The sequence below is a fragment of the Sphingomonas qomolangmaensis genome, assembly GCF_024496245.1.
Classification (GTDB): domain Bacteria; phylum Pseudomonadota; class Alphaproteobacteria; order Sphingomonadales; family Sphingomonadaceae; genus Sphingomonas; species Sphingomonas qomolangmaensis.
This window is the reverse complement of sequence record NZ_CP101740.1, coordinates 2,813,456-2,837,089: the sequence shown is the minus strand read 5'-3', so window position 1 is coordinate 2,837,089 and position 23,634 is coordinate 2,813,456. Positions and strand designations below refer to the sequence as shown.

Annotated in this window: 19 protein-coding genes and 1 tRNA gene; 10 read left to right on the top strand and 10 right to left on the bottom strand. The window is 66.4% G+C overall.

All coding sequences use genetic code 11. The features are described from left to right. Nucleotides 1-99 precede the first annotated feature (99 nt). Nucleotides 100-1,287, top strand: coding sequence for an MBL fold metallo-hydrolase (locus NMP03_RS13560; RefSeq protein ID WP_256505987.1), 1,188 nt, complete (start codon nucleotides 100-102; stop codon nucleotides 1,285-1,287). Between the two features lie 158 nt (nucleotides 1,288-1,445). On the opposite strand, the gene NMP03_RS13555 is transcribed toward NMP03_RS13560, so the two are convergent. The 3 genes from NMP03_RS13555 to NMP03_RS13545 all read right to left on the bottom strand — a co-directional run bounded on the left by NMP03_RS13555 (nucleotide 1,446) and on the right by NMP03_RS13545 (nucleotide 3,537). Beyond that, a complete protein-coding gene (locus NMP03_RS13555) occupies nucleotides 1,446-2,771 on the bottom strand; it encodes an amidohydrolase (RefSeq protein WP_256505986.1) in 1,326 nt (441 codons plus the stop codon). Between the two features lie 245 nt (nucleotides 2,772-3,016). Next, entirely contained in the window at nucleotides 3,017-3,340 is a 324-nt protein-coding gene (locus NMP03_RS13550) for a type II toxin-antitoxin system PemK/MazF family toxin (RefSeq protein ID WP_256505985.1), read from the bottom strand. Then, nucleotides 3,337-3,537 carry an antitoxin MazE family protein gene (locus NMP03_RS13545; protein ID WP_256505984.1) on the bottom strand — a complete coding sequence of 67 codons (201 nt, stop codon included), beginning with the start codon at nucleotides 3,535-3,537 and terminating at the stop codon, nucleotides 3,337-3,339. The genes NMP03_RS13550 and NMP03_RS13545 overlap by 4 nt, the downstream gene beginning before the upstream one ends. Nucleotides 3,538-3,948: 411 nt before the next feature. Between NMP03_RS13545 and uvrB the strand changes: the two genes are divergently transcribed. Together uvrB and NMP03_RS13535 are read left to right on the top strand one after the other, a co-directional pair. After that, nucleotides 3,949-6,150 (top strand): excinuclease ABC subunit UvrB, encoded by a 2,202-nt coding sequence (uvrB, locus tag NMP03_RS13540; protein ID WP_256505983.1) that lies wholly within the window; start codon nucleotides 3,949-3,951, stop codon nucleotides 6,148-6,150. An 80-nt stretch (nucleotides 6,151-6,230) separates the two neighbouring features. After that, on the top strand, nucleotides 6,231-7,715 hold the full coding sequence (locus tag NMP03_RS13535; protein ID WP_256505982.1) for a GAF domain-containing protein: 1,485 nt from the start codon (nucleotides 6,231-6,233) through the stop codon (nucleotides 7,713-7,715). A gap of 4 nt (nucleotides 7,716-7,719) precedes the next feature. On the opposite strand, the gene metK is transcribed toward NMP03_RS13535, so the two are convergent. From metK to NMP03_RS13520, 3 genes are all read right to left on the bottom strand, one after another. Beyond that, entirely contained in the window at nucleotides 7,720-8,928 is a 1,209-nt protein-coding gene (metK, locus tag NMP03_RS13530; RefSeq protein ID WP_256505981.1) for a methionine adenosyltransferase, read from the bottom strand. Nucleotides 8,929-8,999: 71 nt separating this feature from the next. Continuing rightward, nucleotides 9,000-10,571 carry an apolipoprotein N-acyltransferase gene (gene lnt, locus NMP03_RS13525; RefSeq protein WP_256508132.1) on the bottom strand — a complete coding sequence of 524 codons (1,572 nt, stop codon included), beginning with the start codon at nucleotides 10,569-10,571 and terminating at the stop codon, nucleotides 9,000-9,002. 150 nt (nucleotides 10,572-10,721) lie between these two features. Further along, on the bottom strand, nucleotides 10,722-12,782 hold the full coding sequence (locus NMP03_RS13520; protein WP_256505980.1) for a S9 family peptidase: 2,061 nt from the start codon (nucleotides 12,780-12,782) through the stop codon (nucleotides 10,722-10,724). A 131-nt stretch (nucleotides 12,783-12,913) separates the two neighbouring features. Here NMP03_RS13520 and NMP03_RS13515 point away from each other — a divergent pair, with 131 nt between their 5' ends. Together NMP03_RS13515 and NMP03_RS13510 are read left to right on the top strand one after the other, a co-directional pair. Next, on the top strand, nucleotides 12,914-13,303 hold the full coding sequence (locus NMP03_RS13515; RefSeq protein WP_319937599.1) for an endonuclease domain-containing protein: 390 nt from the start codon (nucleotides 12,914-12,916) through the stop codon (nucleotides 13,301-13,303). Between the two features lie 43 nt (nucleotides 13,304-13,346). Continuing rightward, nucleotides 13,347-15,143: an aminopeptidase P family protein gene (locus tag NMP03_RS13510; protein WP_256505979.1), complete on the top strand. Its 1,797-nt coding sequence runs from the start codon at nucleotides 13,347-13,349 to the stop codon at nucleotides 15,141-15,143. Nucleotide 15,144: 1 nt separating this feature from the next. Here the strand turns inward: NMP03_RS13510 and NMP03_RS13505 are convergent, their stop codons facing one another. Then, nucleotides 15,145-15,279, bottom strand: coding sequence for a hypothetical protein (locus tag NMP03_RS13505; RefSeq protein WP_256505978.1), 135 nt, complete (start codon nucleotides 15,277-15,279; stop codon nucleotides 15,145-15,147). A gap of 91 nt (nucleotides 15,280-15,370) precedes the next feature. Between NMP03_RS13505 and NMP03_RS13500 the strand changes: the two genes are divergently transcribed. Beyond that, nucleotides 15,371-15,445 (top strand) — tRNA-Thr (locus NMP03_RS13500). 478 nt (nucleotides 15,446-15,923) lie between these two features. Here NMP03_RS13500 and NMP03_RS13495 read toward each other — a convergent pair. Both NMP03_RS13495 and NMP03_RS13490 read right to left on the bottom strand, forming a co-directional pair. Then, nucleotides 15,924-17,261, bottom strand: coding sequence for a right-handed parallel beta-helix repeat-containing protein (locus tag NMP03_RS13495; protein ID WP_256505976.1), 1,338 nt, complete (start codon nucleotides 17,259-17,261; stop codon nucleotides 15,924-15,926). A gap of 258 nt (nucleotides 17,262-17,519) precedes the next feature. Further along, nucleotides 17,520-18,884, bottom strand: coding sequence for a sugar transferase (locus tag NMP03_RS13490; protein ID WP_256505975.1), 1,365 nt, complete (start codon nucleotides 18,882-18,884; stop codon nucleotides 17,520-17,522). Between the two features lie 269 nt (nucleotides 18,885-19,153). Here NMP03_RS13490 and rfbC point away from each other — a divergent pair, with 269 nt between their 5' ends. From rfbC to rfbA, 4 genes are read left to right on the top strand one after another with little or no spacing between them, the layout of a single operon-like run. Next, nucleotides 19,154-19,726, top strand: a complete 573-nt coding sequence (gene rfbC, locus NMP03_RS13485; protein ID WP_256505974.1) for a dTDP-4-dehydrorhamnose 3,5-epimerase — start codon at nucleotides 19,154-19,156, stop codon at nucleotides 19,724-19,726. A gap of 12 nt (nucleotides 19,727-19,738) precedes the next feature. Continuing rightward, nucleotides 19,739-20,794 carry a dTDP-glucose 4,6-dehydratase gene (gene rfbB / locus NMP03_RS13480; RefSeq protein WP_256505973.1) on the top strand — a complete coding sequence of 352 codons (1,056 nt, stop codon included), beginning with the start codon at nucleotides 19,739-19,741 and terminating at the stop codon, nucleotides 20,792-20,794. Further along, nucleotides 20,791-21,678, top strand: a complete 888-nt coding sequence (gene rfbD / locus NMP03_RS13475; RefSeq protein ID WP_256505972.1) for a dTDP-4-dehydrorhamnose reductase — start codon at nucleotides 20,791-20,793, stop codon at nucleotides 21,676-21,678. Before rfbB ends, rfbD begins: the two co-directional genes overlap by 4 nt. Beyond that, nucleotides 21,675-22,538, top strand: coding sequence for a glucose-1-phosphate thymidylyltransferase RfbA (gene rfbA / locus NMP03_RS13470; protein ID WP_256505971.1), 864 nt, complete (start codon nucleotides 21,675-21,677; stop codon nucleotides 22,536-22,538). The genes rfbD and rfbA overlap by 4 nt, the downstream gene beginning before the upstream one ends. On the opposite strand, the gene NMP03_RS13465 is transcribed toward rfbA, so the two are convergent. Next, nucleotides 22,535-23,623, bottom strand: a complete 1,089-nt coding sequence (locus tag NMP03_RS13465; protein WP_256505970.1) for a glycosyltransferase family 4 protein — start codon at nucleotides 23,621-23,623, stop codon at nucleotides 22,535-22,537. The genes rfbA and NMP03_RS13465 overlap by 4 nt on opposite strands. Between the last annotated feature and the right edge of the window lie 11 nt (nucleotides 23,624-23,634).

Below are 23,634 nucleotides of genomic sequence, written 5' to 3'. Positions count from 1 at the left end.
TGTGGCCCGGTGGCCCCCGGAACGAGTCCGGGGTGACGAACCGAAGCTTGTCGCCTTGCGGCACCTTTGGCGTTGCCGTCGGTTGAGGTTCGACCTTTCATGGCGGCAAGGTTGGTGATGGCGTTGGGTATGCGGTTGCTGCGGTGGGCGGGCGTGCTGCTTTTGTGGGCGGTGGTCGCGGCGTGCCTTGCGGTGACGATCGTGCCGCGGTTCCTCGATCGGGTTTATTATCGCGGCGAGCCGACCGGGCATTTCGACGGCGCGCGCTTCTTCAATCCCGATGGCGAGACCGCCGCACCGCCGGGCGGGGGCAACCGCGCCAGCTTCCTGATGAAGCGGATCACCGGCGAGGGCGATGCGGCATGGCCGAGCAGGGTGCCGGTGCGGCTGGCCAAGCCGGCGGCGCGCGTCGAGGGGCAGGCGATGGTCGCCACCTGGGTCGGCCATGCGACGGTGCTGGTGCAGACGCAGGGGCTCAACATCCTGACCGACCCGATCTGGAGCGACACCGCGGGCCCGCTGGGCTTCGGGCCGCGCCGGGTGACGGTGCCGGGGATCGCCTTCGACGACCTGCCCAAGATCGACCTCGTGCTGGTGAGCCACAATCATTACGACCATCTCGACCAGGCGACACTGAAGCGCTTGTGGCGGCGCGATCGGCCGGTGATCGTCACCAGTCTGGGCAACGACAGCGTCATCGGCCAGGTCGGGGTGCCCGCGCGGCGGCTCGACTGGGGGCAGCGGACCGTGCTGCGGCCCGGCATCGAGGTCGCGGTGACGCGCAACCATCATTGGGGCAGCCGCTGGTTCACCGACCGCAACCGCGCCTTGTGGTCGAGCTTCGTCGTCACCCTGCCCGGCGGCAATCTGTTCTTCGCCGGCGATACCGGCTTTGGCGACGGGCAATGGCCGCGCGAGGCGGCGGCGCTGGGGCCGGTGCGTTTCGCGATTCTGCCGATCGGCGCGTTCCGCTTCCAGCCGGGGCAAATGGGCACCGATAGCCATGTCGGCCCGCCCGACGCGATCCGGGTGTTCGACCGGCTGGGCCAGCCCTTCGCGCTGCCGATCCATTGGGGCACGTTCAAGCTGTCGAGCGAGGCGCGCGACACCCCGCCGCGCATGCTGGCGGCGCTCGCCCGCTGCAGCGGGATCGACCCCGCGCGGTTCGCCCCGGTCGCGGTGGGCAGCGCGGTAACCGTGCCCGCGCTGGGGGCGGCGCCCCGCCGGCTCGACGAGGCGCGGCTGGCGCGATGTGCGACCACGGCGGAAGTGACGGCGCTCCCGTAACCGCCGCAGCCGGGAGACTTAAAGTCTGGCTCTCCCTCAACCGTTCATGCTGAGCTTGTCGAAGCATTGTCCTGTTGTCCGCAAGCGATGCGTCCGCGGCACGAAGGACGGTGCTTCGACAGGCTCAGCACGAACGGATCAAGGGTAGACATTGCCCGTCAGCCGCCCGGCTTCATCAGGTCGAGCACCGCGGCGGTCATCGCGATCGTGCCGGTGACGATCGCGGGTTCGGGTTCGACCTTGAATTCGGGGCTGTGGTGCGAGCCGATCTTGGGACCGCCCGCCCTGGCCGCGTCGAGCGCCGCCTGTGGGGTGCCGCCGACCGCGAAATAATAGCCCTTCACCCCGCTGTCGGGCTGGACGAAATAGGCGAAATCCTCGGCGCCCATGCCCTTCTGCTCGAACGGCTCGACATTCGCCTGCCCCAGCGCCTGGACCATGACCGCGTTGAGCCGCTCGGCGAGCGCCGAATCGTTGATCGTCGTCGGCGTGCCCTCGATCACCTTGACCACCGGCATCTTGTCCGCCGCCATGCCGTTGAGCTCGCCCACCCCGCGCGCGACGCGGCGGATGCCGTCGAGCAGGCGCTTGCGCTCCTCCTCGCTATTGGCGCGCACCGTCACCTGGAGCTTGGCTTCGTCGGAGATGATGTTGTGCTTGAGCCCGGCGTTGAACGCGCCGACGGTGATGACGCCGGGGGTGAGCGGCATCCGCTCGCGGCTGATCAGCCCCTGGAGCGCGATCACGAGCTGCGACGCCATGTAGATCGGGTCCTTGCCCTGGTGCGGGCTGGCGCCGTGCGCGCCGATGCCGGGGACGGTGATGTCGACCGAATCGGACGAGGAATATTGGATGCCGGTCGATGCCGTCACCTTGCCCGAGCCCAGTTCGGCGCCGACGTGGAGTGCGAGCGCATACTCGGGCTTGGGGAAGCGCGTGTAGAGCCCGTCGGCGACCATCGCGCGCGCGCCACCGACGCGTTCCTCGGCGGGCTGGACGACGAACACGATCGTGCCCTGCCAGCGATCCTTCATCGCCGCGAGCCGCCGCGCGGTGCCGACCATCGAGGTGATATGGGTGTCGTGGCCGCAGGCGTGCATCACCGGCGCCTCGACCCCGTCGACCCCGACCTGGCGCACCTTCGATGCGTTCGCCAGCCCCGATTTCTCCTCGACCGGCAGACCGTCCATATCGGCGCGGATCATCACCACCGGGCCGGCGCCGTTCTTCATGACGCCGACCACGCCGGTGCCGCCGACCTTCTCGGTCACGACGATGCCGGGGATCGCGCGCAATTCCTGCGCCATGCGGGCGGAGGTCTTGACCTCCTTGAACGACAATTCGGGGTTGCGGTGGAACCAGTCGAACAGGCTGGCGAGCTGCTTGTCGTAATCGGCCTTCACCGCGGGGGCGTAATCGGGCTCGGCAAGCGCAGGCGTGGCGGCGAGCGCGAGAAAGGCGGTGGCGGCGAGCAGATGACGCATGTGGATTCCCCCGGGTGATTGTGGGTCGAGACTAGCGCGCGATGGCGGTGTGTCGAGGGGCGGCGATTCGGCGAGTCGCGGGGGCGGTGCGGACTCGGAAGGCTACAAAAGCTACACTACGTCCCCCGTGGATTGCCCCTCTCCGCGGTGTTGGAGCGGGGTGCCGGTTGGGGGTGGGGGGAGCATAGTCATGGGGGGAGTTTATCGAAGTGGGGGGTTGTAGGACAGCAGGGTTGTGGAGCTGATCAGGCGATAGCGAAGAAGACCGCCAGCGCCCGCGTCACCGCCAGCATGGCCTCGGCATCGAGGCGACCGATCGGCGCGCCGATCTTGCCGCGCTTCACCGACATTGCCTTGTCCACCATTACCTGCGACCGTTTCCTTAACCCGTTGCCCGGCGTCGGATCGATAGTCGTGCGGATCAGGGGGGCATCGACCAGCGTTCCCGACACCAGCAATACCGTGACGGTGCCGGTCTGGTCGAACTGGTCGGACTGGATGATCAGCGCGGGGCGCGGCTTGCCGAAATCCCCGGGCAAAGCGATCGTCACCAGGTCGCCGCGTTTCAAACCTCGCCCTCGGGGTCCAGATCAACCAGCGCCGCATCGATGAAGGCGTCGAGATCGTGATCCGCCGCATCGGCTGCCGCGACCACTCGCGCCTGGCGCTGGCATTCCTCGGCGAACCCCGGACGCCGGGTATCGGGAACCCATATCTGGATCGGCCGTAGCCCTGCGGCACGCAAAGCGTCGCGACGCTTTTGCACTCGTTCGCTGACGGGTGTCGGCAACAGCGTTTCTCCGACCATAAACGTTACATGTAACTTACATGATGCACGTGACTGTTGCAATATCGGCTCATATTGCGTCGATCGGGCTTCGGCTTGAGGTGTAGCCTCATGAATAAGTTCAGCCGCTGCCCTGTGGAGTGTCGCTCATGACACCAACATAGATTGCGCCGTTGTAGCGGTTCGACAGGATATAGACGCAGGGCGTGCGCTCAATCATCGGCGGCATTATCTGCCGCGCGGCAGACCCCGGAACAAGTCCGGGGTGACGCGGAAGTCCTGCTATCCAGCGGTCGGTATGGGCATCGCAAGCATCGCTCGACGCAGCAGCGCAACGCCCCCCGCCCCTCCATTGTCCTCGCCCGCCATCGCCCTCATATACCGGAACATATGGCGATCCAGATCCGTACCAATTTGGCCGAACCCGATACCGGGCAGAGCTTCGTCCCCCATCGTCCCGCGCGCCCGCCCAAGGCCGAGGGGGGGCGGCCCTTCAAGCTGGTGAGCGAATACGAACCGGCGGGCGACCAGCCCGCGGCGATCGCCGAATTGGTCGCGGCCAATCGCGCGAACGAGCGCGACCAGGTGCTGCTGGGGGTCACGGGTTCGGGCAAGACCTTCACCATGGCCAAGATGATCGAGGAATTGCAGCGCCCCGCGCTGATCCTGGCGCCCAACAAGATCCTGGCCGCGCAGCTTTATGGCGAGTTCAAGTCGTTCTTCCCCGAGAACGCGGTCGAATATTTCGTCAGCTATTACGACTATTACCAGCCCGAGGCCTATGTGCCGCGGTCGGACACCTATATCGAGAAGGAAAGCTCGACCAACGAGGCGATCGACCGGATGCGCCATTCGGCGACGCGGTCGCTGCTCGAGCGCGACGACGTGCTGATCGTCGCGTCGGTGTCGTGCATCTATGGCATCGGATCGGTCGAGACCTATTCGGCGATGATCTTCGACCTGAAGAAGGGCCAGGTGGTCGACCAGCGCGAGATCATCCGCAAGCTGGTGGCGCTGCAGTACAAGCGCAACGACGCGGCGTTCGCGCGCGGGGCGTTTCGCGTGCGCGGCGACAGCCTCGAGGTCTTCCCGTCGCATTATGACGACACCGCGTGGCGGATCAGCTTCTTCGGCGACGATATCGAGGAGATCGTCGAGTTCGATCCGCTGACCGGGGCGAAGGTGGCGAGCCTCAATTCGATCCGGATCTATGCCAACAGCCATTATGTGACGCCGGGGCCGACGCTGAAACAGGCGACCTTCGCGATCAAGCACGAGCTGGAGGAGCGGCTGAAGGAACTGCACGCCGAGGGGCGGCTGCTCGAGGCGCAGCGGCTCGAGCAGCGGACGCATTTTGATCTCGAGATGATCGCCGCGACCGGCTCGTGCGCGGGGATCGAGAATTATTCGCGCTTCCTGACCGGGCGGATGCCCGGCGAGCCGCCGCCCACCTTGTTCGAGTATCTGCCCGAGAATGCGTTGCTGTTCGTCGACGAGAGCCACCAGACGATCGGCCAGATCAACGCGATGGCGCGCGGCGATCACCGGCGCAAGATCACGCTCGCCGAATATGGTTTCCGCCTGCCCAGCTGCATCGACAACCGCCCGCTGCGCTTCAACGAATGGGATGCGATGCGGCCGCAGACGGTCTGCGTCTCCGCGACTCCCGGTGGGTGGGAGATGGAGCAGACCGGCGGCGTCTTCGTCGAGCAGGTCATCCGCCCCACCGGGCTGATCGACCCGCCGGTCGAGATCAAGCCGGTCGAGGAGCAGGTGCAGGACCTGATCGTCGAGGCCAGGAAGACGACCAAGGCGGGATACCGCACGCTGGTGACGGTGCTGACCAAGCGGATGGCCGAGGACCTGACCGAATATATGCACGAGGCGGGGCTCAAGGTCCGCTACATGCATTCGGACGTCGAGACGCTCGAGCGGATCGAGCTGATCCGCGACCTGCGGCTGGGGGTGTACGACGTGCTGGTAGGGATCAACCTGCTGCGCGAGGGATTGGACATCCCCGAATGCGGCTTGGTGGCGATCCTCGATGCCGACAAGGAAGGGTTCCTGCGCTCGGAGACGTCGCTGATCCAGACGATCGGGCGCGCGGCGCGAAACGTCGACGGGCGGGTGATCCTCTATGCCGACCGGATCACCGGCAGTATGGAGCGCGCGCTCAACGAAACCGATCGGCGGCGCGAGAAACAGGTGATCTACAACACCGCGCACGGCATCACCCCGACGACGATCAAGCGCAACATCGGCGACATCATCGCGCATGTCGCATCGAAGGACGGCGTGCTGATCGAGATCGACGCGGACCGCCCGCACATGGTGGGGCATAATCTGCGCGCCTATATCGAGGATCTCGAAAAGCAGATGCGCAAGGCGGCGTCGGACCTCGAGTTCGAGACCGCGGGCCGGCTGCGCGACGAGATCCGCAGCCTCGAGGCCGAGGAGCTGGGGCTGCCCGACCACCAGAAGAAGGCGCCGGTGATGGGCCGATCGAACGAGGGCAAGCCGGGCACGCGCAAGACGCGCTACGGGAAGCAGGCGAAGACGAAGGCGGGGTTGCCGGGCCAGGGGCGGCGTTGAAATTCGCCTATTCCATTGCGGTGCGGTAAGAACCGATCGGATCGCCGCTACGGCGGTCGGGTTTTTGATTGGGGGACGTCTTGCACGGCACCGCGCCTTTTGTCGATGAAGCGATCCGTCAGGCGACGATCGCCGCGCATGACCTGCATCGCTTCGACGGCGACGAGCGGTTCGATGCGATCACCGCCTTCGCCGCGGCGCTGCTCGGCGCGCCGGTGGCGCTGGTGACCTTGCTCGATGCCGAGCGCCAGCGGCATCTGAGCCGGGTGGGCACCGATGTCGCCGAACTGCCGCGATCGGCGTCCTTCTGTTCGCATGCGATCGAATCGCCGGGGATCATGATCGTGCGCGACGCGACGCTCGATCCGCGCTTTGCCGACAATCCGGTGGTGACCGGCGACCTGCATGTCCGCTTCTATGCCGGCGCGCCGTTGCTGAGCGCCGAGGGGTTTCCGCTGGGGGCGCTGTGCGTGCTCGACACCCAGCCGCGCGACGGGCTGACGCCGCTCCAGACGCAGGGGCTGACGACCCTGGCCGCGAGCGTCGCGGCGATCCTGCACGCGCGGCGCGAGAACAAGGCGCTGCGCGACAGCGAGATGCGGCTGCGCTCGCTCGCCGATGCGCTGCCGCACCTGGTATGGGCATCGAACCCCGATGGCGTGCCGCTGTGGATCAACCAGCGCTGGGTCGAGGCGACCGGGGTCGCGATCGGGCTCGACAGCGCCGAAGCCTTTCTGCGCGTCATCCACCCCGACGATCACGCGCTCATCACCGAACGATGGCGCACCGCCAAGGCGAGCGGCGAGGCGTTCGAATGCGAGCTGCGGATCCTCAACCCCGCGGGCGAGCCACGCTGGGCGATGATCCGGTCGGTACCGTTCCGCGACGATCGCGGCGAGGTGACGCACTGGTTCGGCACCGCGACCGATACGCATGGCTATCGGCTGGCGATCGAGGAGCGCGAGCTGATCTCGAACGAATTGAGCCACCGGATCAAGAACATCTTCGCGGTGGTGTCGGGGCTGATCCATGCCGCGTCGCGCGGGGCCGACGATGCCGCGGCGTTGCCGACCAGCCTGATCGACCGGGTCGCGGCGCTGGGGCGCGCGCATGATTTCGTTCGACCGCGCGCCGCCGATGGCAGCGGCAAGCCGGTGACGCTGCATGGGCTATTGGGGACATTGTTCGACCCGTATCGCGCGGGCGAGGTATCGCGGGTGCGCGTGGCGGGCGCCAATCCGCAGATCGACGATCGCGCAACCACGCCGCTGTCGCTGCTCTACCATGAGCTGGCCACTAACGCCGCCAAATATGGCGCGCTGTCGGGCAATGACGGCTGGGTGACGCTCGACTGCATCGCCGGCGACGATGGCGGGTTCGAATTGCTGTGGCGCGAACAGGGCGGGCCGGAAATCCATCCGGGCGATCGCCCCGCGGGATTCGGATCGAAGCTGATCGAGAGCAGCGCGATCCGCCAGCTGGGGGGCACGCTCGAGCGGACCTGGCACGAGGGCGGGCTGGCGGTGCGGCTGGTGCTGCCCGCGGGGGCGCTGGCGCCGGCCTAAACGCTTAGGCCAGTTGCGCCTTCAGCGCGTCGATCAGGTCGGTGCGCTCCCAGCTGAAGAAATCGCCCTCGGCCTTGCGACCGAAATGGCCATAGGCCGCGGTCTTGCGATAAATCGGCTTGTTGAGCCCCAGATGGGTGCGGATGCCGCGCGGGGTGAGGCCGCCAAGCGCCTCGATCCGGCCGATCGCCGCTTCGAGCACGTCGTCTTCGACGGTGCCGGTGCCGTGGGTGTCGACATAGAGCGACAGCGGCTTGGCGACGCCGATCGCATACGCCAGCTGGATCGTGCAACGCTGCGCGAGGCCCGCGGCGACGATGTTCTTGGCAAGATAGCGCGTGATGTAGGCCGCCGAGCGATCGACCTTGGTCGGATCCTTGCCGCTGAACGCGCCGCCGCCATGCGGGCTGGCACCGCCATAGGTATCGACGATGATCTTGCGGCCGGTGAGGCCGGCGTCGCCGTCGGGGCCGCCGATCTCGAAGCTGCCGGTGGGGTTGATGTGGTAGACGGTCTCGTCCGACAGCAATTCGGCGGGGATCACCTCGGCGATCACCGACTTCACATAGGCATGGAGCTCGGCTTCCTTGGCGCCGGTGTCGTAGCCCGGCGCATGCTGGGTCGAGACGACGATCGCGGTGCAGGCGACGGGGGTGCTGCCCTCGTAGCGCAACGTCACCTGGCTCTTGGCGTCGGGCTCGAGGAAGGGCGCCTTCTTCGAATGGCGGTCGGCGGCCATCTGCTCGAGGATCTTGTGGCTGTAATACAGCGTCGCGGGCATCAGATCGGGGGTGTCGTTGGCGGCATAGCCGAACATGATCCCCTGGTCGCCCGCGCCTTCGTCCTTGTTGCCGCTGGCATCGACGCCCTGCGCGATATGCGCCGACTGGGCGTGCAGGTTGTTCTCGAAGCGAAGCGTCTCCCAGTGGAAGCCTGCCTGCTCGTAGCCGATTTCACGGACGGTGTTGCGCACCGTCTGCTCGATCTCCTCGAGCGCGCCATCGGCCCATTGCCCGTCCTCATACACGCCCTTGCAGCGAATCTCGCCCGCCAGCACGACCAGCTGGGTGGTCGTCAACGTCTCGCACGCGATCCGTGCCTCGGGATCCTTCGAAAGGAACAGATCGACGATCGCGTCCGAAATCTGGTCGGCGACCTTGTCGGGATGGCCTTCGGAAACCGATTCGGAAGTGAAGAGATAATTGGCGCGCATGGGGTTCCTCGATCGTCTGACCGGCCCAAAGGGCCGAACTTCAAGATATAAAGCTATCGTTATATGACTCCTTATCGCTCCCGCCGCCGGATGGCAATCGCGAGCAGCAGCAGCAGCGCGGCCACCAGCAGGGCCATCGCGTTGCCGGCGCGCGCAAAGAGCGTCGGCGGCAGCGGGCGCGGCAGCGGGACTTCGGCGGCGCCAGCGGTCTGGTGCGGGACGCTGGCGAGCAGCCGGCCCTGCGCGTCGATCACCGCCGAGATGCCGGTGGGGGTCGAACGCAGGATCGGCAGCCCCTCCTCGACCGCGCGCATCCGCGCCTGCGCCAGATGCTGTGGCGGCCCCCATCGCCCAAACCACGAATCGTTCGAGGGGTTGAACAGGATGTCGGGGCGGTTGGCACGATCGACGACTTGGCCCGAGAAAATGATCTCGTAGCAGATCTGCATGCCGACATTGCCGAAGCCCGGCACCGCCAGGCTGCGCGGCCCCGGCCCCGGCAGATAATCGATCTCGCCCTGCACCAGCCGCGCGATGCCGAGCGGTGCGAGCAGATCGCGTAGCGGCAGATATTCGCCGTACGGCACCAGATGCGCCTTGTCGTAGCGCTTGGGGCCGAGCGACCCGTCGGGGCCGACCGCGTAGATGCTGTTGCCGATATTGGCGAGCTCGCCGCGAGGATCGAATTCGAGCGCGGTCGAGCCGACCAGCGCCATGTCGCGCGGGCCGAGCACCGAGGCGATCGCGGCGCGGGTGTCGGCGGGTTGCCCCTTCCAATACCAGTCGCGCGGATAGCCGTCCTCGAGGAAATAATTCACCGCGCCCTCGGGCCAGACGACCAGCCGCGGATAGGATTGTGGCTGGCCCGATTGCGCGATCATCGCGGCGAGCAGCTTGGGCTCGAAATCGCCGTCGCCCATCCGCTCCTGGCCGATATTGGGCTGGACGACGCGGACGCGCGGCGCGGCGGGGCCGTCGGGCGCGGGGGGCGGCTCCTGCCACGCGACCAATGCGGCGATAGCGAGCGCCGCGACCGTCGCGGCGGGCATCCGCCAGCGGCGATGCGCGACCAACAGCAGCGCGCCCGAGAGCACGACGGTGACCCCCGACAGCGCATAGGTGCCGATCAGCGCGGCGATCTGCGCGATGCCGAGCAAGGGCAGCCACACGACGCCGATCGGGTTCCAGGCATAGCCGGTGAACATCGTCGCGCGCAGCCATTCGGTGGCGATCCACGCCGCGCCGAACACCAGCACATAGCTGCCCCCCGGCGGGGTCGCGGCATCGCCCACCGCGCGCGGCGATGCCAGCCGCCAGGCAAGTCCCGCCGCCATCATCGGATAGATGGCAAGGTACAGCGCGAGCACGACGACCGCGATATAGCCGAGCTGCGGCGGCATCTTGTCCTGGAAATCGAAGGCGTGCTGGATCCAGTTGCCGTTGACGGTGAAATGCCCCAGCCCGAACATCCAGCCGCGCCACAGTGCCGCGCGGATCGTGCGCGCCTCGTGGACCAGCCAGAGCAGGATCGCGAGGCCGATCAGCGTCAGCGGGAAGAGGTCGAGCGGCGCGAAGCCCGTCGCGACGATCGCGCCGGTGACGAGGAGGGTGAGGCCGGGGTAGCGGGTGAAGATCCGCTTCATGCTGGCGGCTGCCCCCGGTTCATTCGCCACCCCGGACTTGATCCGGGGTCCAGGCACGGCATCATCCACAAGCGAAACCCCGGTGGCGAAGCGATCGCATGGATGCCGGATCAAGACCGGCATGACGAAGGATAGCGGACGATCGTTGCGTCACGCCGTCTTCTCCGCCCCCAACTGCCACAGCACGAAGGCATTCTCCTCCGCCGCTTCGCGCAGGCTCTCCCAGCGGCCCGATTTGCCGCCATGGCCCGCGCCCATGTTGGTCTTGAGCACCAGCACATTCTCGTCGGTCTTGGTCGCGCGCAGTTTCGCGGCGAATTTGGCGGGCTCCCAATAGGTCACGCGCGGGTCGTTGAGGCCGCCGCCGATCCACATCGGCGGATAGGCTTGGGGGCGGATATTGTCATAGGGCGAATAGCTGCGGATCAGCTCGAACGCCGCCTTGTCCTCGATCGGATTGCCCCATTCGGGCCATTCGCCGGGGGTGAGCGGCAGGCTGGCGTCGAGCATAGTGTTGAGCACGTCGACGAAAGGCACGTCGGCGACGACCACGCCCCACAGATCGGGGTCCGAATTGGCGACCGCGCCCATCAGCTCACCGCCCGCCGAACGCCCGGCGATCGCGATGTTGCCGGGCGCGGTGAAGCCCAGCTCGATCAATCCCTTCGCGACATCGACGAAGTCGTTGAAGGTGTTGGCGCGCTTTTCGAGCTTGCCGTCGAGATACCATTGCTGGCCAAGGTCATCACCGCCGCGGATATGCGCGATCGCGAAGGCGACGCCGCGATCGAGGAACGACATCCGGCTGGTCGAGAAGCCCGGCGGCACGGCGTAGCCATAGGCGCCATAGGCATAGAGATAGAGCTTGCCGCTGCCGTCGCGCGGGAAACCGGCGGGATAGACGATCGAGCACGGCACCTGCGTGCCGTCGCGCGCGGTGATCTTGACCCGTTCGGTGGCGTATTTCGCCGGGTCGTAGCCGCTCGGGATCTCCTGGACCTTCAGCGTGGTCAGGCTGCCGCTGGCGACGTCATAGTCATACACCGTCCCCGGGGTGACCATCGATTCATAGCCCAGGCGAAGCACCTGCACGTCATATTCGGGATTGTCGCCGACGCCCGCGACATAGCTTGCCTCGGGAAAGGGTATCCGCGTCGGCGCGCTGCCGTCGTAGCGGTGGATTTCGATCACATCGAGCCCGTCCTCGCGCCCCTCGACGACGAAGAAGCCGGCGAAACATTCGACCCGGGTCATGTAGAAGTCGCGGCTCGGCGCGATCCGTTCGGTCCATTCGGCGGGTGCCTCGAGCGTGGCGGTGACCAGCCGGAAATTGGGATAGGTATCGTTGGTGTGGATGAACAACATGCCGTCATGCTCGTCGACATCATATTCGCGGCCGACCTGGCGCGGCGCGACCAGCAGCAAAGGCGCGGTGGGGTCGGTGGCGGGGAGCAGATAGACTTCGCTGGTCACATGATCGCCGGTGGCGATGACGATGAAACGCCGCGACTGGGTTTCGCCGACGCCGACGCGGAAGCCCTCATCGGCTTCGTGGAACAGCATCGTATCCTCGGCCTCGCCCAGCCGGTGGAGCATCACCCGATCGGTGCGCCATTGGTCGTTCGCCGGGGTGTAGAGGAAGGCCGATGAGTCGGCGGTCCAGATGAGCTCGCCGAGCGTCCCCTCGATCACATCGGGCAAATGCTCGCCGGTGGTGAGATCCTGCACCCGCGCTACGAAGCGTTCGGAGCCATTATCGTCGATCGCATAAGCCATCAGCCGCGCATCGGGGCTGATCGAGAGCGCGCCGAGACGGAAATATTCCTTGCCCGCCGCCAGCGCGGGTTCGTCGAGGAAGAGGTGCGGTTCGCCGCCCGCAACGGGCTTGCGCCACCAGCGCCGATATTCGCCGCCTTCCTCGTGATCGGTCCAATAGAGCCAGTCGCCGTCCTTCTGCGGCACGGTCGATTCGTCTTCCTTGATGCGCGCGCGCATCTCGGCGAACAGCGTGTCGGCGAGCGGCTTGAGCGGCGCCATCACCGCGTCGTGATAGGCGTTCTCGGCGTCGAGATAGGCGAGCACGTCCTTGTCGGTGACGTTCGGATAGCCGGGATCCTTCAGCCAGGCGAAGCCGTCGTCGATGGTGTGGCCGTGCGCGGTGAAGCTGTGCGGGCGCTGCGGGGCGATGGGCGGCGTGGGGAGATCGGTCATGCAAGCGGCCATAGCGCGGGCGGGGGCAATGTCGAAAGGGGCTTCTCCCCTCCCTGCAAGGGAGGGGCCGGGGGTGGGTAGGCGCGCAAGGCGCGCCGTTCTACGCTGGCAAAATGCGACGTGTCCCCAGAATGATGACCGGCCGCGCAAGGGCGCTGCGCCGTGAAGCGACCGAAGCCGAGCGCATATTGTGGCGGCTGTTGTCGCCGTATCGCCCTCGTTTCACCCGACAGCTGGTGATTGGCGGCTACATCATCGACCTTGCGTGTCGCGAAGCGCGCCTGGCGGTCGAGCTCGATGGCGCACAGCATCAGGACAGCGAAGGGTATGACAAAGCACGAACCGCCTGGCTCGAAGCCGAAGGGTGGCGCGTCGTGCGGCTGTGGAACAATGACGTACTGACCAATCCCGAAGGCGCCGCGGCGTTGGTCCTGTCGGTCGCCGCCGAGTGCCTCGGCGGCACCCACCCCCAACCCCTCCCTTCCAGGGAGGGGAGGACCAGGCGCAGGCGTTTCGAATAGCGGCGCTTGTCCGGCCCGGGCTCGATCTGGCAAAAGAAGTCCCATGTCCAGCCATACCGACCGCCTTGCCGCGCTGCGTGCGCAACTTGCCACCGATGCGCTCGACGGGTTCGTCGTGCCGCTCACCGACGAGCATCTGTCCGAATATGTCGGGGCCTATGCGCAGCGGCTCGCCTGGCTGACGGGGTTCGAGGGGTCGGCGGGGACCGCAGTCGTGCTGCCGGAGGCGGCGGCGATCTTTACCGATGGGCGCTATACGCTCCAGGTGCGCGAGCAGGTTTCGGGCGACGATTGGCACTATGTGCCGGTGCCGCAGGAGAGCGTCGCGGGCTGGCTCGCCGAGCATGCGAGCGACGGCGCGCGGATCGGCTATGATCCGTGGCTGCACACCAGCGCCTGGGTGGCCGAGGCGGGCAAGGCGCTGGCGGCGCGCGGGGCGGTGCTGGTGGCGGTCGAGGCCAATCCGATCGACCGGGTGTGGGCCGAGCAGCCGACGCCGTCCGACGCCAAGCTCGCGCCCTATGCCGATGCGCTGGCGGGGCGCTCCTCGGCCGACAAGCGCGGCGAGATCGCGGCTTGGCTCGAGGTGCGCGGGACCGATGCGGTGGTGCTCTCGGCGCTCGATTCGATCGCGTGGACCTTCAACATCCGCGGCGGCGATGTCGACAATACCCCGGTCGCGCTGGCCTATGCGATCGTTCATGCCGATGCGACCGCCGACCTGTTCGTCGCGTCGGACAAGCTGACCGACGACGTGCGCCGCCACCTCGGCAATGCGGTGCGGCTGCACGAGCGCAGCGATTTTGCCGGCGCGCTGACGGGGTTCGCGGGCAAGCGCGTGGTTGCCGATCCGGCGGGGTCGGTCGCGGCGATCTTCGACGCGCTCGAGGCGGGCGGCGCGAGGGTGGTGGCAATGCGCGACCCGGTACTGCTCGCCAAGGCGTGCAAGAACCCAGCGGAAGTCGCAGGCCATGAGGCGGCGCAGCTGCGCGATGCCGGTGCGATGGTGCGCTTCCTGCGCTGGATCGAGGCCGAGGCACCCAAGGGGGGCCAGACCGAATTGTCGGCGGCGGCGAAGCTGCGCGAATGCCGCGAAGCCACCGGCAAGCTGATGGACCTGTCGTTCAACAGCATTTCGGCGACTGGCGCGCATGGCGCGATCCCGCATTATCACGTCACCGAAGAATCGAACGCGCCGATTCTGCCGGGGCAGCTGTACCTGATCGATTCGGGCGGCCAATATCTCGACGGGACCACCGACATCACCCGTGTCGTGCCGGTGGGTGCGCCGACGCCCGAGATGCGCGACCGCTTCACCCGCGTGCTGCGCGGGCATATCGCGATCGCCACCGCGATCTTCCCCGAAGGCACCGTCGGCGGCCAGCTCGATTCGTTCGCGCGGCGGCCTTTATGGGAAGCAGGGCTCGATTTCTCGCACGGCACCGGCCACGGCGTCGGCGCGTATCTGGCGGTGCATGAAGGGCCGCAGCGGATCGCCGCGCCCAATTATCCCGGCGGCGGGCCAGCCGAGCCGTTGCTTGCCGGAATGCTGCTGTCGAACGAGCCGGGCTATTACAAGGCCGGCGAATACGGCATCCGAATCGAGAATCTGATCCTGACCGAGCCGCGCGAGGTGCCCGGTGCCGATCGCGCGATGCTGGGGTTCCGCACGCTCACCTTCGTGCCGATCGAGCGCGAGCTGATCGAACCTGCGTTGCTGTCGCCGCAGGAGCGCGAATGGATCGACGGCTATCATGCCGAGGTGCTGGCCAAGGTCGGCCCGACACTCGAAGGCGAGGACCGCGCGTGGTTGACAGCGAAATGCGCGCCCTTGGGGTGAATTAGTCGGTAGGCTCGCGCGGTGGGGCGGACGGCACAGCGGCGGGCGCTTCGCCGCGTGCCTGCGCCTTGCGCCGCCGCAGATTGTCGCGCAGCGCCTGCGCCAGCCGCGCCTTCTTCTCGTCGTCGGTACCCATGGGCGTTGCTGTACGCCGGGCACGCCGCGCTTGACAATGACCCGCTCGCCTGCACATAGGCCCCTCCCCGCCCGCAAGGCCGCGGGGAATGGCTGCTGTAGCTCAGTGGTAGAGCGCGTCATTGGTAATGACGAGGTCGGGAGTTCAATCCTCCCCAGCAGCACCAGGTTCTATGACATTGACCCTTTAGAGGTTCGCTACTGCCACTTTAGCGAACCTCTGGGGCCAGCGTACGAACCGCGCCCCCTCATTCGACTTCCGGTTTCAATAGATAGCGATCCTCGCAAGTGCTTTGCGGCGCATCCAGCCGAGCGCGTCATGCCTGGGGCACCCGTCCCGCTCGAGCATATTCTCTAGCCTCGTTCCGTGAATTCCACTTCGGGCGCAGAGCTCTGCGAGCGTGATGGGGTCACGGCGATCCGCCGCAGCCGGCTCCGCGATATCATCCTCCCGATTGCCGTTGATCGCTCGTCGTCATGCGCCGGCCGCCACCGTCGGGCGGGTAAGCGGCGAAAGTTTTTGCTCGACCGATCGCGACTCAAAAGCTGTTCGGCCTGACGAAATCGCTGATGCCCATCAGGGCGTAGAGCGGGTCGGCGACAGGGCGCGTCGCGCCTTGGCCGGGAATCCCCGCCGCAAGATGCTCAACCGCGCGCGACGCTTGCAGGGCTACGCGGCGAGAACGGCGCCTGCTGCCGCCGGATCGCTTGCGGCGCGTTGACGTAGCTGACGGCTCGATTTCCGGCGCTGTTCCCCCAATCGTACAGCCGCTGGCGTGGATCCTGCGCGAAGATGTCGGCGCCGCGGCTTTCCGTCGACGACCTGCGAGAGAAGACATTGCCCGGTCCGATGGCGATGTCCCGGGCGATGCGCGGCGTGGCGCCCGGCCCGCAGGCGATACCCGACGCCAGATAGCTCACGCCGTCGTCGATACCGTAATCATCGATCCGGCAGTTTCGAATCGCCACTTTCTGCGAGCCGCCGACATCGATGCCGTTATGCCGCGAGCGAAGGATATGTACCCCATCCACCACCACGTCGCTTGAATCGATGATGTGGACCGCGCCTCGCCCAGCCAGCTTGCCCGGTTCGCGAAGGGGGTGCGAGCCGCTGGCGTCTTCCCACGCACGTCCGCCCGAAATGCGCCCGCGATAGCTTTGCCAGATCTCCAGATCGGCCGCCCGGTTGTTCCAGCTCACCACGTTTTCGAATGCGACATCGGTTACGCCAAAGGCGGTGCAGCCCTCCTGGTTGCACCCGGTCGCGCGGGAACCACGAAAGACGATACGCTGGCCGCGCAACCGGGGATTGAATTTGCCCGCGAGCATCTGACCCACGAGATCCTGTCCTTGCCATTCGCCCGCGGCGGCAAAGCCCTGGCCCGGGGCGTTGACGACCCGGCCGGCGCCGAAAACAACATCGTTGGACGCCAAGGTCGTGCAACCGCCGGGACCACCGGTTCGGTCGTTCAAGTGACCGCCCGCCGGCTGCTCGTTCTCGAAATCGATCGCATCGCCGAAGATCACCTGATCGCAGAAATTCGCGCGCAGCCCACCGCCATAGATTTCGAAACTGGCGCCGAAGCCGGCCGGGCCGGGATCGAGCGGGCGCGGCCGCGGATAGATGCCGATCTGGCGCAAGACGATGTTGTCGAAGCGGACGATTTTCACCGACTGGACATGCGCGCCAAAGCCGCAGCCCGAAAAGTGCAGCCCGTCAAGGACAACCGTTTCGCCGCTCAGCAGCCCGATCGCCGCATTATAGTTCCACCCTGCCCGCTGAACGAACCGAAAGCGCGTGAAGGCGATCGCACCGAAATGCAGGCCGGTGAAGCGCCCGCCGGTCTGGCTCGCGGGCAGTATCGTCGCCCCCGCGCCATCGAAGGTAACCCCATCAGCCCCGCTGACGTCTACCTCGCCGATGCGGATCGAAAGCCCGTCGAACGAAAGCGTGCAGGGCGCACGGGCTATTGCCTCGCGCACCGCCGCCTGGACCGCGACCGTCTCGTCCTCGCGGCTGCCGGTGACCCCGAAGCTGCGCACCGAGAGCAGGGCGCCGCCCTGCGATGGTCGCAAGATGCTCGACGCGCTCGATCGCGGAATGAGCAACAGGCCTGAAAGAACCCCGAGCGTGGCCCTTCTGCTAAGGCCGACGCTAGACCCGGCGCCGGCGACGGCTGCGGGGGAAATTCTGATTACCATAGGTGTAGGGTTGTCCGGGCTCAGCCGTCGCGTGGCGGGTCAAAAGGCGTTGGGATGGATCAACACCCGGAAGGTCATCGCGATGATCTTCAAATCGCGCCAGATCGACCAACTCTCGAGATATTCGAGATCGGCGCGCAACCGATTTTCGAGATCGGCCTCGACCAGCGTAGCGCCGCGATACCCGCGCACCTGTGCCAGCCCGGTAAGACCGGGCTTGGCGGCGTGACGGTGCCAATATCGCCGGTCGACTTCCCAGAAAAGCTTGTCGGCGGCACGCGACCCCAACGCATGCGGCCTCGGCCCGACGATGCTCATGTCGCCCGCCAGCACGTTGAGGATCTGCGGCAGTTCGTCGATGCTCGTGCGGCGCAGGAAGCGCCCGACCTTGGTGATGCGATCGTCGTCGCGGCCGGTCGAACGATCCCCCGCGCCGTCGCAACCCTCGATCCGCATGCTGCGGAATTTCATCATCCGGAATATCTGGTTGCTTCGGCCGATGCGGTTCTGGGTGAACAGCACCGGACCCGGACTGTCGCGCTTGATCAGGATCGCGACGATGACGAAGAAGGGCGCGAGCGCGAGCAGCGCGATGCTCGCAAAGACGATATCGAAGGCGCGCTTCACGGTGCGATCGACCAGCCCGAGCGGGCCGGTGGCGATGATCAGCGTCGGCGTGTCGCCATAGCGCGCCATGCCCAGCGGGGCGAGCGCATCGAGTTCGGGGACGAATATCTCCCCCTGGATGTTGGCGCCCTTCAGCGCATGCGCCCACGCGATACGGCGATCGGGATCGCAGGCGACGATGACACGATCGGCATGCGCAAGCGACGTCGCAAGGCGATCATACATCATGGGATCATGGCTTTCGGGATCGAACGTCCCGTCGGTGGCCATGATGATCGAAAAGGAACCGGTGGGAACCGGAGCGTCGCCATCGCGCAGCAACACCACGCTGAACGGGTTGCCGCCAATGATCTGCTGCAGATGCCGGGCGAAAAGATAGCGACCGATCGCGAGCGTCGAAACCGCGAACACCGATCCGATCGATACCACGAGGCGTGGGAACGTGTCGGTCGTCTTCAAGGTGAACGCTGCAAAGATCGCCGCGCTGAGCGCCAGCAGGAATGCGGTGAGCCCCTTGGCGATCGCGCGGAAGGGATCCTGGACGTTCGACGCGGCATAGGCATGGCCGTTGATCGCGGCGAGCACATAGATCGGCAGCATGACGCTGAGTACCGATGTCCAGTTCGAGGCGATCAGGAAAAGATCGCGCAGCCAGGCCGCCAGCAAGAAGCTCAAGACGATGCAAAGAATATCGAGCGTCAGCAGGCTCACGACCATGCGCATCCGCAGCGTCGTCGCCCGCGGCCGCCACAATTTGCGCAATGGGCTGGATGACATGACCGGTGCACCGTGCGGACGTTGGATAGTCAACTGATCCACTTTCAAATCCATTGCCCCCGATAGGCAATCTTTCCGAGGCTGTCGCCACCCGTTAGCCCAATTTAGCGACCGAGCGAAACAAAGTTGTGCACCGCACTCCCCGACGCGAGTGTTTCGCGCGACCGGTGGCGGGACCGCGTCGATACCAACGCTGCAACGGGCAGAGGGCCCCGATAGCCGGCGGTTGCGGTTGCCTGTTCAGCGGGCTTTGCCTATCAACCCCAGCCATGACCGATAACCCCGTGCAACTGATCCGCCCCCGCCGTCATGGCGATACGCGCGGCTGGTTCACCGAGGTCTATAATGTCGAGACATTCGCCGCGATCGGCATCGATTGTACCTTCGTGCAGGACAATCATTCGCTGTCGGCACCCGCCTTCACCTTGCGGGGTCTGCATTTTCAGACCCCGCCGCACGGGCAGGACAAGCTGGTACGCTGTATTCGCGGGCGAATCTTCGACGTGGCGGTCGATCTTCGCGCCGAATCGCCGACCTATGGTAAATGGGTCGGTACCGAATTGTCCGCCGACAACGGGCACCAGCTGTTCGTGCCGGTCGGCTTTGCGCACGCGTTCCTGACGCTGGAAGCCGACTGCGAGGTCTCGTACAAATGTTCGGACCTCTACGCGCCCGATTGCGACGGCGGCGTGCGGTGGGACGATGCGACGATCGCGATCGGCTGGCCGCTGCCCGCGGGTACGCAACCCGAATTATCGGCCAAGGACGCCGCGCTGCCGCCGCTGTCGGCGTTCAATTCGCCATTCACCTATGATGGCCGTCCGCTTCTCGACCTCGAATAGGGCCCACCCCCAATGCGCATCTTCGTCACCGGCGGCGCCGGCTTCATCGGCTCGGCACTGGTCCGGCACCTGATCGAGAACACCGGCCACGAAGTTCTGAACTTCGATTCGCTGACCTATGCCGGCACGCTTTCGACGATCCAGAGCGTCGCCGACAGCGATCGCTACCGTTTCGTCCAGGGCGACATCTGCGACGCGCAGGCGGTCCGCGCCGCGATCGCCCAGTTCAAGCCCGACGTGATCACGCATCTCGCCGCAGAGAGCCATGTCGATCGCTCGATCGACGGCCCCGGCGCCTTCGTCCAGACCAACATCGTCGGCACCTTCACGATGCTGTCCGAAGCGCGCGCCTATTGGCTGGGGCTCGACGGTGACGCGAAGGCCCGCTTCCGCTTCCATCACATCTCGACCGACGAAGTCTATGGCTCGCTCGGCGACGAGGGACTGTTCACCGAAGCTACGCCCTATGATCCGCGCTCGCCCTATTCGGCGTCGAAGGCGGGATCCGACCATTTGGTCAGCGCCTGGGGGCATACCTATGGCCTGCCGGTGCTGATCACGAACTGTTCGAACAATTACGGGCCGTATCACTTTCCCGAAAAGCTGATCCCGCTGATGATCGTCAAGGCGCTGGCGGGTGAAACGCTGCCGATCTACGGCAAGGGCGACCAGATCCGCGACTGGCTGTACGTCGAGGATCACGTCCGCGCGCTGCAGGCGGTGTTCGAGCGCGGCGTGATCGGGCGTACCTACAATGTCGGCGGCCATAACGAGAAGCGCAATTTGGAGGTCGTCGAGACGATCTGCGCGATCCTCGACCGGTTGCGGCCGCGCGCCGACGGCACCTCCTATGCAGCGCAGATCGGCTATGTCGCCGACCGCCCAGGGCACGACAAGCGCTACGCGATCGACGCCGGCCGCATCCAGGACGAGCTCGGCTGGACACCCGCCGAGACGTTCGAAAGCGGGATCGAAAAGACCGTCGCCTGGTATCTTGCCAACGAATCCTGGTGGCGCCCGATCGTCGAGCGGCACCAGGCCGACCAGCGCCGCGGCCTGCCCGCATGAAGCGCGCCCTGGTCACCGGCGGCAACGGCCAGCTCGGCACCGAATTGCAGCGCCATCGCTGGCCCGAAGGCTGGGCGGTGACCGCGGTCGATATCGACGAGCTCGACCTGCGCGATCCCGCGGCGATCGCCGCGATGGTCGCATCGCAGCCCTGGGCCGCAGTGATCGCCGCCGGCGCCTATACCGCGGTCGACAAGGCGGAGAACGATAGCGTGACCGCCTGGGCGGTCAACGCGATGGCGCCCGCCGCACTCGCCGCCGCCTGCGCGACAGCCGGTATCCCGATCGTCCAGGTATCGACCGACTATGTCTTCGACGGCGCGCGCGACGGCGCCTGGGAAGTCGACGATCCGGTCGCCCCGCTCGGCGTCTATGGCGCATCGAAGCTCGGCGGCGAACTTGCGGTGCGGACCAGCGGCGCGCGCCATGCGATCGTGCGGACCGCCTGGGTCGTCAGCGCGCATGGCAGCAATTTCGTTAAGACGATGCTGCGCGTCGGCGCGACCACCTCGCCGCTGCGCGTCGTCGACGATCAGCGCGGCAGCCCGACCTCGGCGGCCGATCTGGCGGCGGCGCTGGCGATGATCGCGGTACGGCTGGCCGAGGACCCTGCCGCGCCGACGGGAACCTATCATTTCAGCAACGCCGGCGCGGTGACCTGGGCCGGGTTCGCGCGCGAGATCTTCGCCCAGAGCGCGGCGCGCGGCGGCCCGAGCGCCGAGGTGATCGGCATTACGACCCGCGACTATCCGACGCCTGCGACCCGGCCCGCCAATTCACTGCTCAGCCACCGCGCCATCATCCGCGATTATGGCATCCACCCGGCGCCATGGCAGGCGGCGCTCGCCCCCATCCTCGACGAACTGATCGGAACACCAAAGTGAAGGGCATCATCCTGGCCGGCGGCACCGGTACGCGGCTTCACCCCGCCACGCTCGCGGTCAACAAGCAGTTGTTGCCCGTCTACGACAAGCCGATGATCTATTACCCGCTGTCGGTGCTGATGCTCGCGGGCATCCGCGACATCCTGATCATCTCGTCCCCCGAATTCATCGGCAATTACGAGAAGCTGTTCGGCGACGGCAGCGCGTTCGGCCTGACGATATCCTATGCCGAGCAGCCGAGCCCCGACGGGCTGGCGCAGGCGTTCACGATCGGCCGCGACTTCATCGGCGACGACAATGTCGCGCTGATCCTGGGCGACAACATCTTCTTCGGCGCGCACCTCACCGACCTGCTCGCCAGCGCGGTCGCGCGCACCGAAGGTGCGACGGTGTTCAGCTACCGCGTCGAGGATCCCGAGCGCTACGGCGTGGTCGAATTCGGCGACGGGGGCAAGGCGGTGAGCCTGGAAGAGAAACCCAGCACACCCAAATCGAACTTTGCGGTCACCGGCCTGTATTTCTACGACAACAAGGTCGTCGATTACGCCGCCAAGCTGAAGCCTTCGGCGCGCGGCGAACTCGAGATCACCGATCTCAACCGCCTCTATTTGGAAGCGGGCGACCTGTATGTCGAGCAGATGGGCCGCGGCTATGCCTGGCTCGACACCGGCACGCACGACAGCCTGTTGGAGGCGAGCGAGTTCGTCCGCACGATCCAGCATCGCCAGGGCATCCAGGTCGCCTGCCTCGAGGAGATCGCCTACGAGCAGGGGTTCATCACCCGCGACCAGGCCCAAGCGCGCGGGCGGCTGTTCAGCAAGACGGCCTATGGCCGCGCGATCCTGGCCGCTATCGCCTAGCGCGTCGCCCGCCCGGTGATGCCCGCGACCAGTTCGTCGGCCGCGTTGTCCCAGGCGTAGAGCGCCGCCTTTGCCGCGCGGGTCTCGAAGCTTGGCGGCGCGACCGGATCGTCGCCGAAATGCGCGGCGATCCTGTTGCCCAGCCACTGCGTGGCGTCGGCCTCGGCGGGATCGAAGAAGGTGGCGCCGCCCTCCCCGACTTCCTGCATCGACGTGCGACGCGACGCGATTACCGGCAGCCCGAAGAGGATCGCGTCGAGCAGCGGCAGGCCAAACCCTTCGGCGACGCTTGGGTACAGGAACAACGCCGCGCGGCGGTAAATCGTGATCAGATCGGCGTCCGAGACCCCGGTCAGCTCCATGATGCGCGGATCGTCGTGAGTATCGATCGCGATCCCGGGCTCGCGCCGACCGACGATGACCAGCTTGACGTCGTCGGGCGCCCCGGCCCGGAACGCGTCGATCGCCATCTGGATGTTCTTGCGTGGCTCGATCCGTCCGACCGCGAGGATATAGCGCGTCCCCGCGGGCAACGCGGCGGGTTGGTTGCCGACATCCCCGGCGAAATAGACGTCCTTGGGAAAGGACGCGCCGATATGCAGGACCGAAATCGTCTTGCCGCGGGTCCAGGGATAGACCGACCGGATCTCTGATTTCGAATATTCGCTGATCGTGAACAGGTGCTTTGCCAGCAAGGCCGACATGCCGAACAGCGCCCAGCATTGCGCGACGAACTTGGGCGGAAAGAAGCGCGAGTGCGTCTGTGGCAGGATGTCGTGGATCATCACCGTCGCGTTGCGCATCAGCGGCGACTGCACGAAATTGAACACCATCGTGTCGAGCCGATCGGCACGGCTCGCGCTGGGCAGCGTGTGCATCAAATAGCGCACCACATTGTGCCGGACCGTCGGGCGGAACTGCAGATTGGGCAAGGTGAAATCGAGTTCGGCGTGGGGCCGTTCGCCATATACCAGTACCTGATGCCTGGGATGCCGCCGCGCGACCGCGTCGATCAGCCGCAGCATCAGCGTCTTGGTGCCCTGGTCGCGCCCGTCGAGGACGTGCGCGTCGAAACCGATCTTCATAAGCTAAACCC

Bases quoted from the DNA above. Each gene is read 5' to 3' on its own strand.
- NMP03_RS13560 (WP_256505987.1), top strand. From the start codon at position 100: ATGGCGGCAAGGTTGGTGATGGCGTTGGGTATGCGGTTGCTGCGGTGG.
- NMP03_RS13555 (WP_256505986.1), bottom strand. From the start codon at position 2,771: ATGCGTCATCTGCTCGCCGCCACCGCCTTTCTCGCGCTCGCCGCCACG.
- uvrB (WP_256505983.1), top strand. From the start codon at position 3,949: ATGGCGATCCAGATCCGTACCAATTTGGCCGAACCCGATACCGGGCAG.
- metK (WP_256505981.1), bottom strand. From the start codon at position 8,928: ATGCGCGCCAATTATCTCTTCACTTCCGAATCGGTTTCCGAAGGCCAT.
- lnt (WP_256508132.1), bottom strand. From the start codon at position 10,571: ATGAAGCGGATCTTCACCCGCTACCCCGGCCTCACCCTCCTCGTCACC.
- NMP03_RS13520 (WP_256505980.1), bottom strand. From the start codon at position 12,782: ATGACCGATCTCCCCACGCCGCCCATCGCCCCGCAGCGCCCGCACAGC.
- NMP03_RS13515 (WP_319937599.1), top strand. From the start codon at position 12,914: ATGATGACCGGCCGCGCAAGGGCGCTGCGCCGTGAAGCGACCGAAGCC.
- NMP03_RS13510 (WP_256505979.1), top strand. From the start codon at position 13,347: ATGTCCAGCCATACCGACCGCCTTGCCGCGCTGCGTGCGCAACTTGCC.
- NMP03_RS13505 (WP_256505978.1), bottom strand. From the start codon at position 15,279: ATGGGTACCGACGACGAGAAGAAGGCGCGGCTGGCGCAGGCGCTGCGC.
- NMP03_RS13490 (WP_256505975.1), bottom strand. From the start codon at position 18,884: ATGTCATCCAGCCCATTGCGCAAATTGTGGCGGCCGCGGGCGACGACG.
- rfbC (WP_256505974.1), top strand. From the start codon at position 19,154: ATGACCGATAACCCCGTGCAACTGATCCGCCCCCGCCGTCATGGCGAT.
- rfbB (WP_256505973.1), top strand. From the start codon at position 19,739: ATGCGCATCTTCGTCACCGGCGGCGCCGGCTTCATCGGCTCGGCACTG.
- rfbD (WP_256505972.1), top strand. From the start codon at position 20,791: ATGAAGCGCGCCCTGGTCACCGGCGGCAACGGCCAGCTCGGCACCGAA.
- NMP03_RS13465 (WP_256505970.1), bottom strand. From the start codon at position 23,623: ATGAAGATCGGTTTCGACGCGCACGTCCTCGACGGGCGCGACCAGGGC.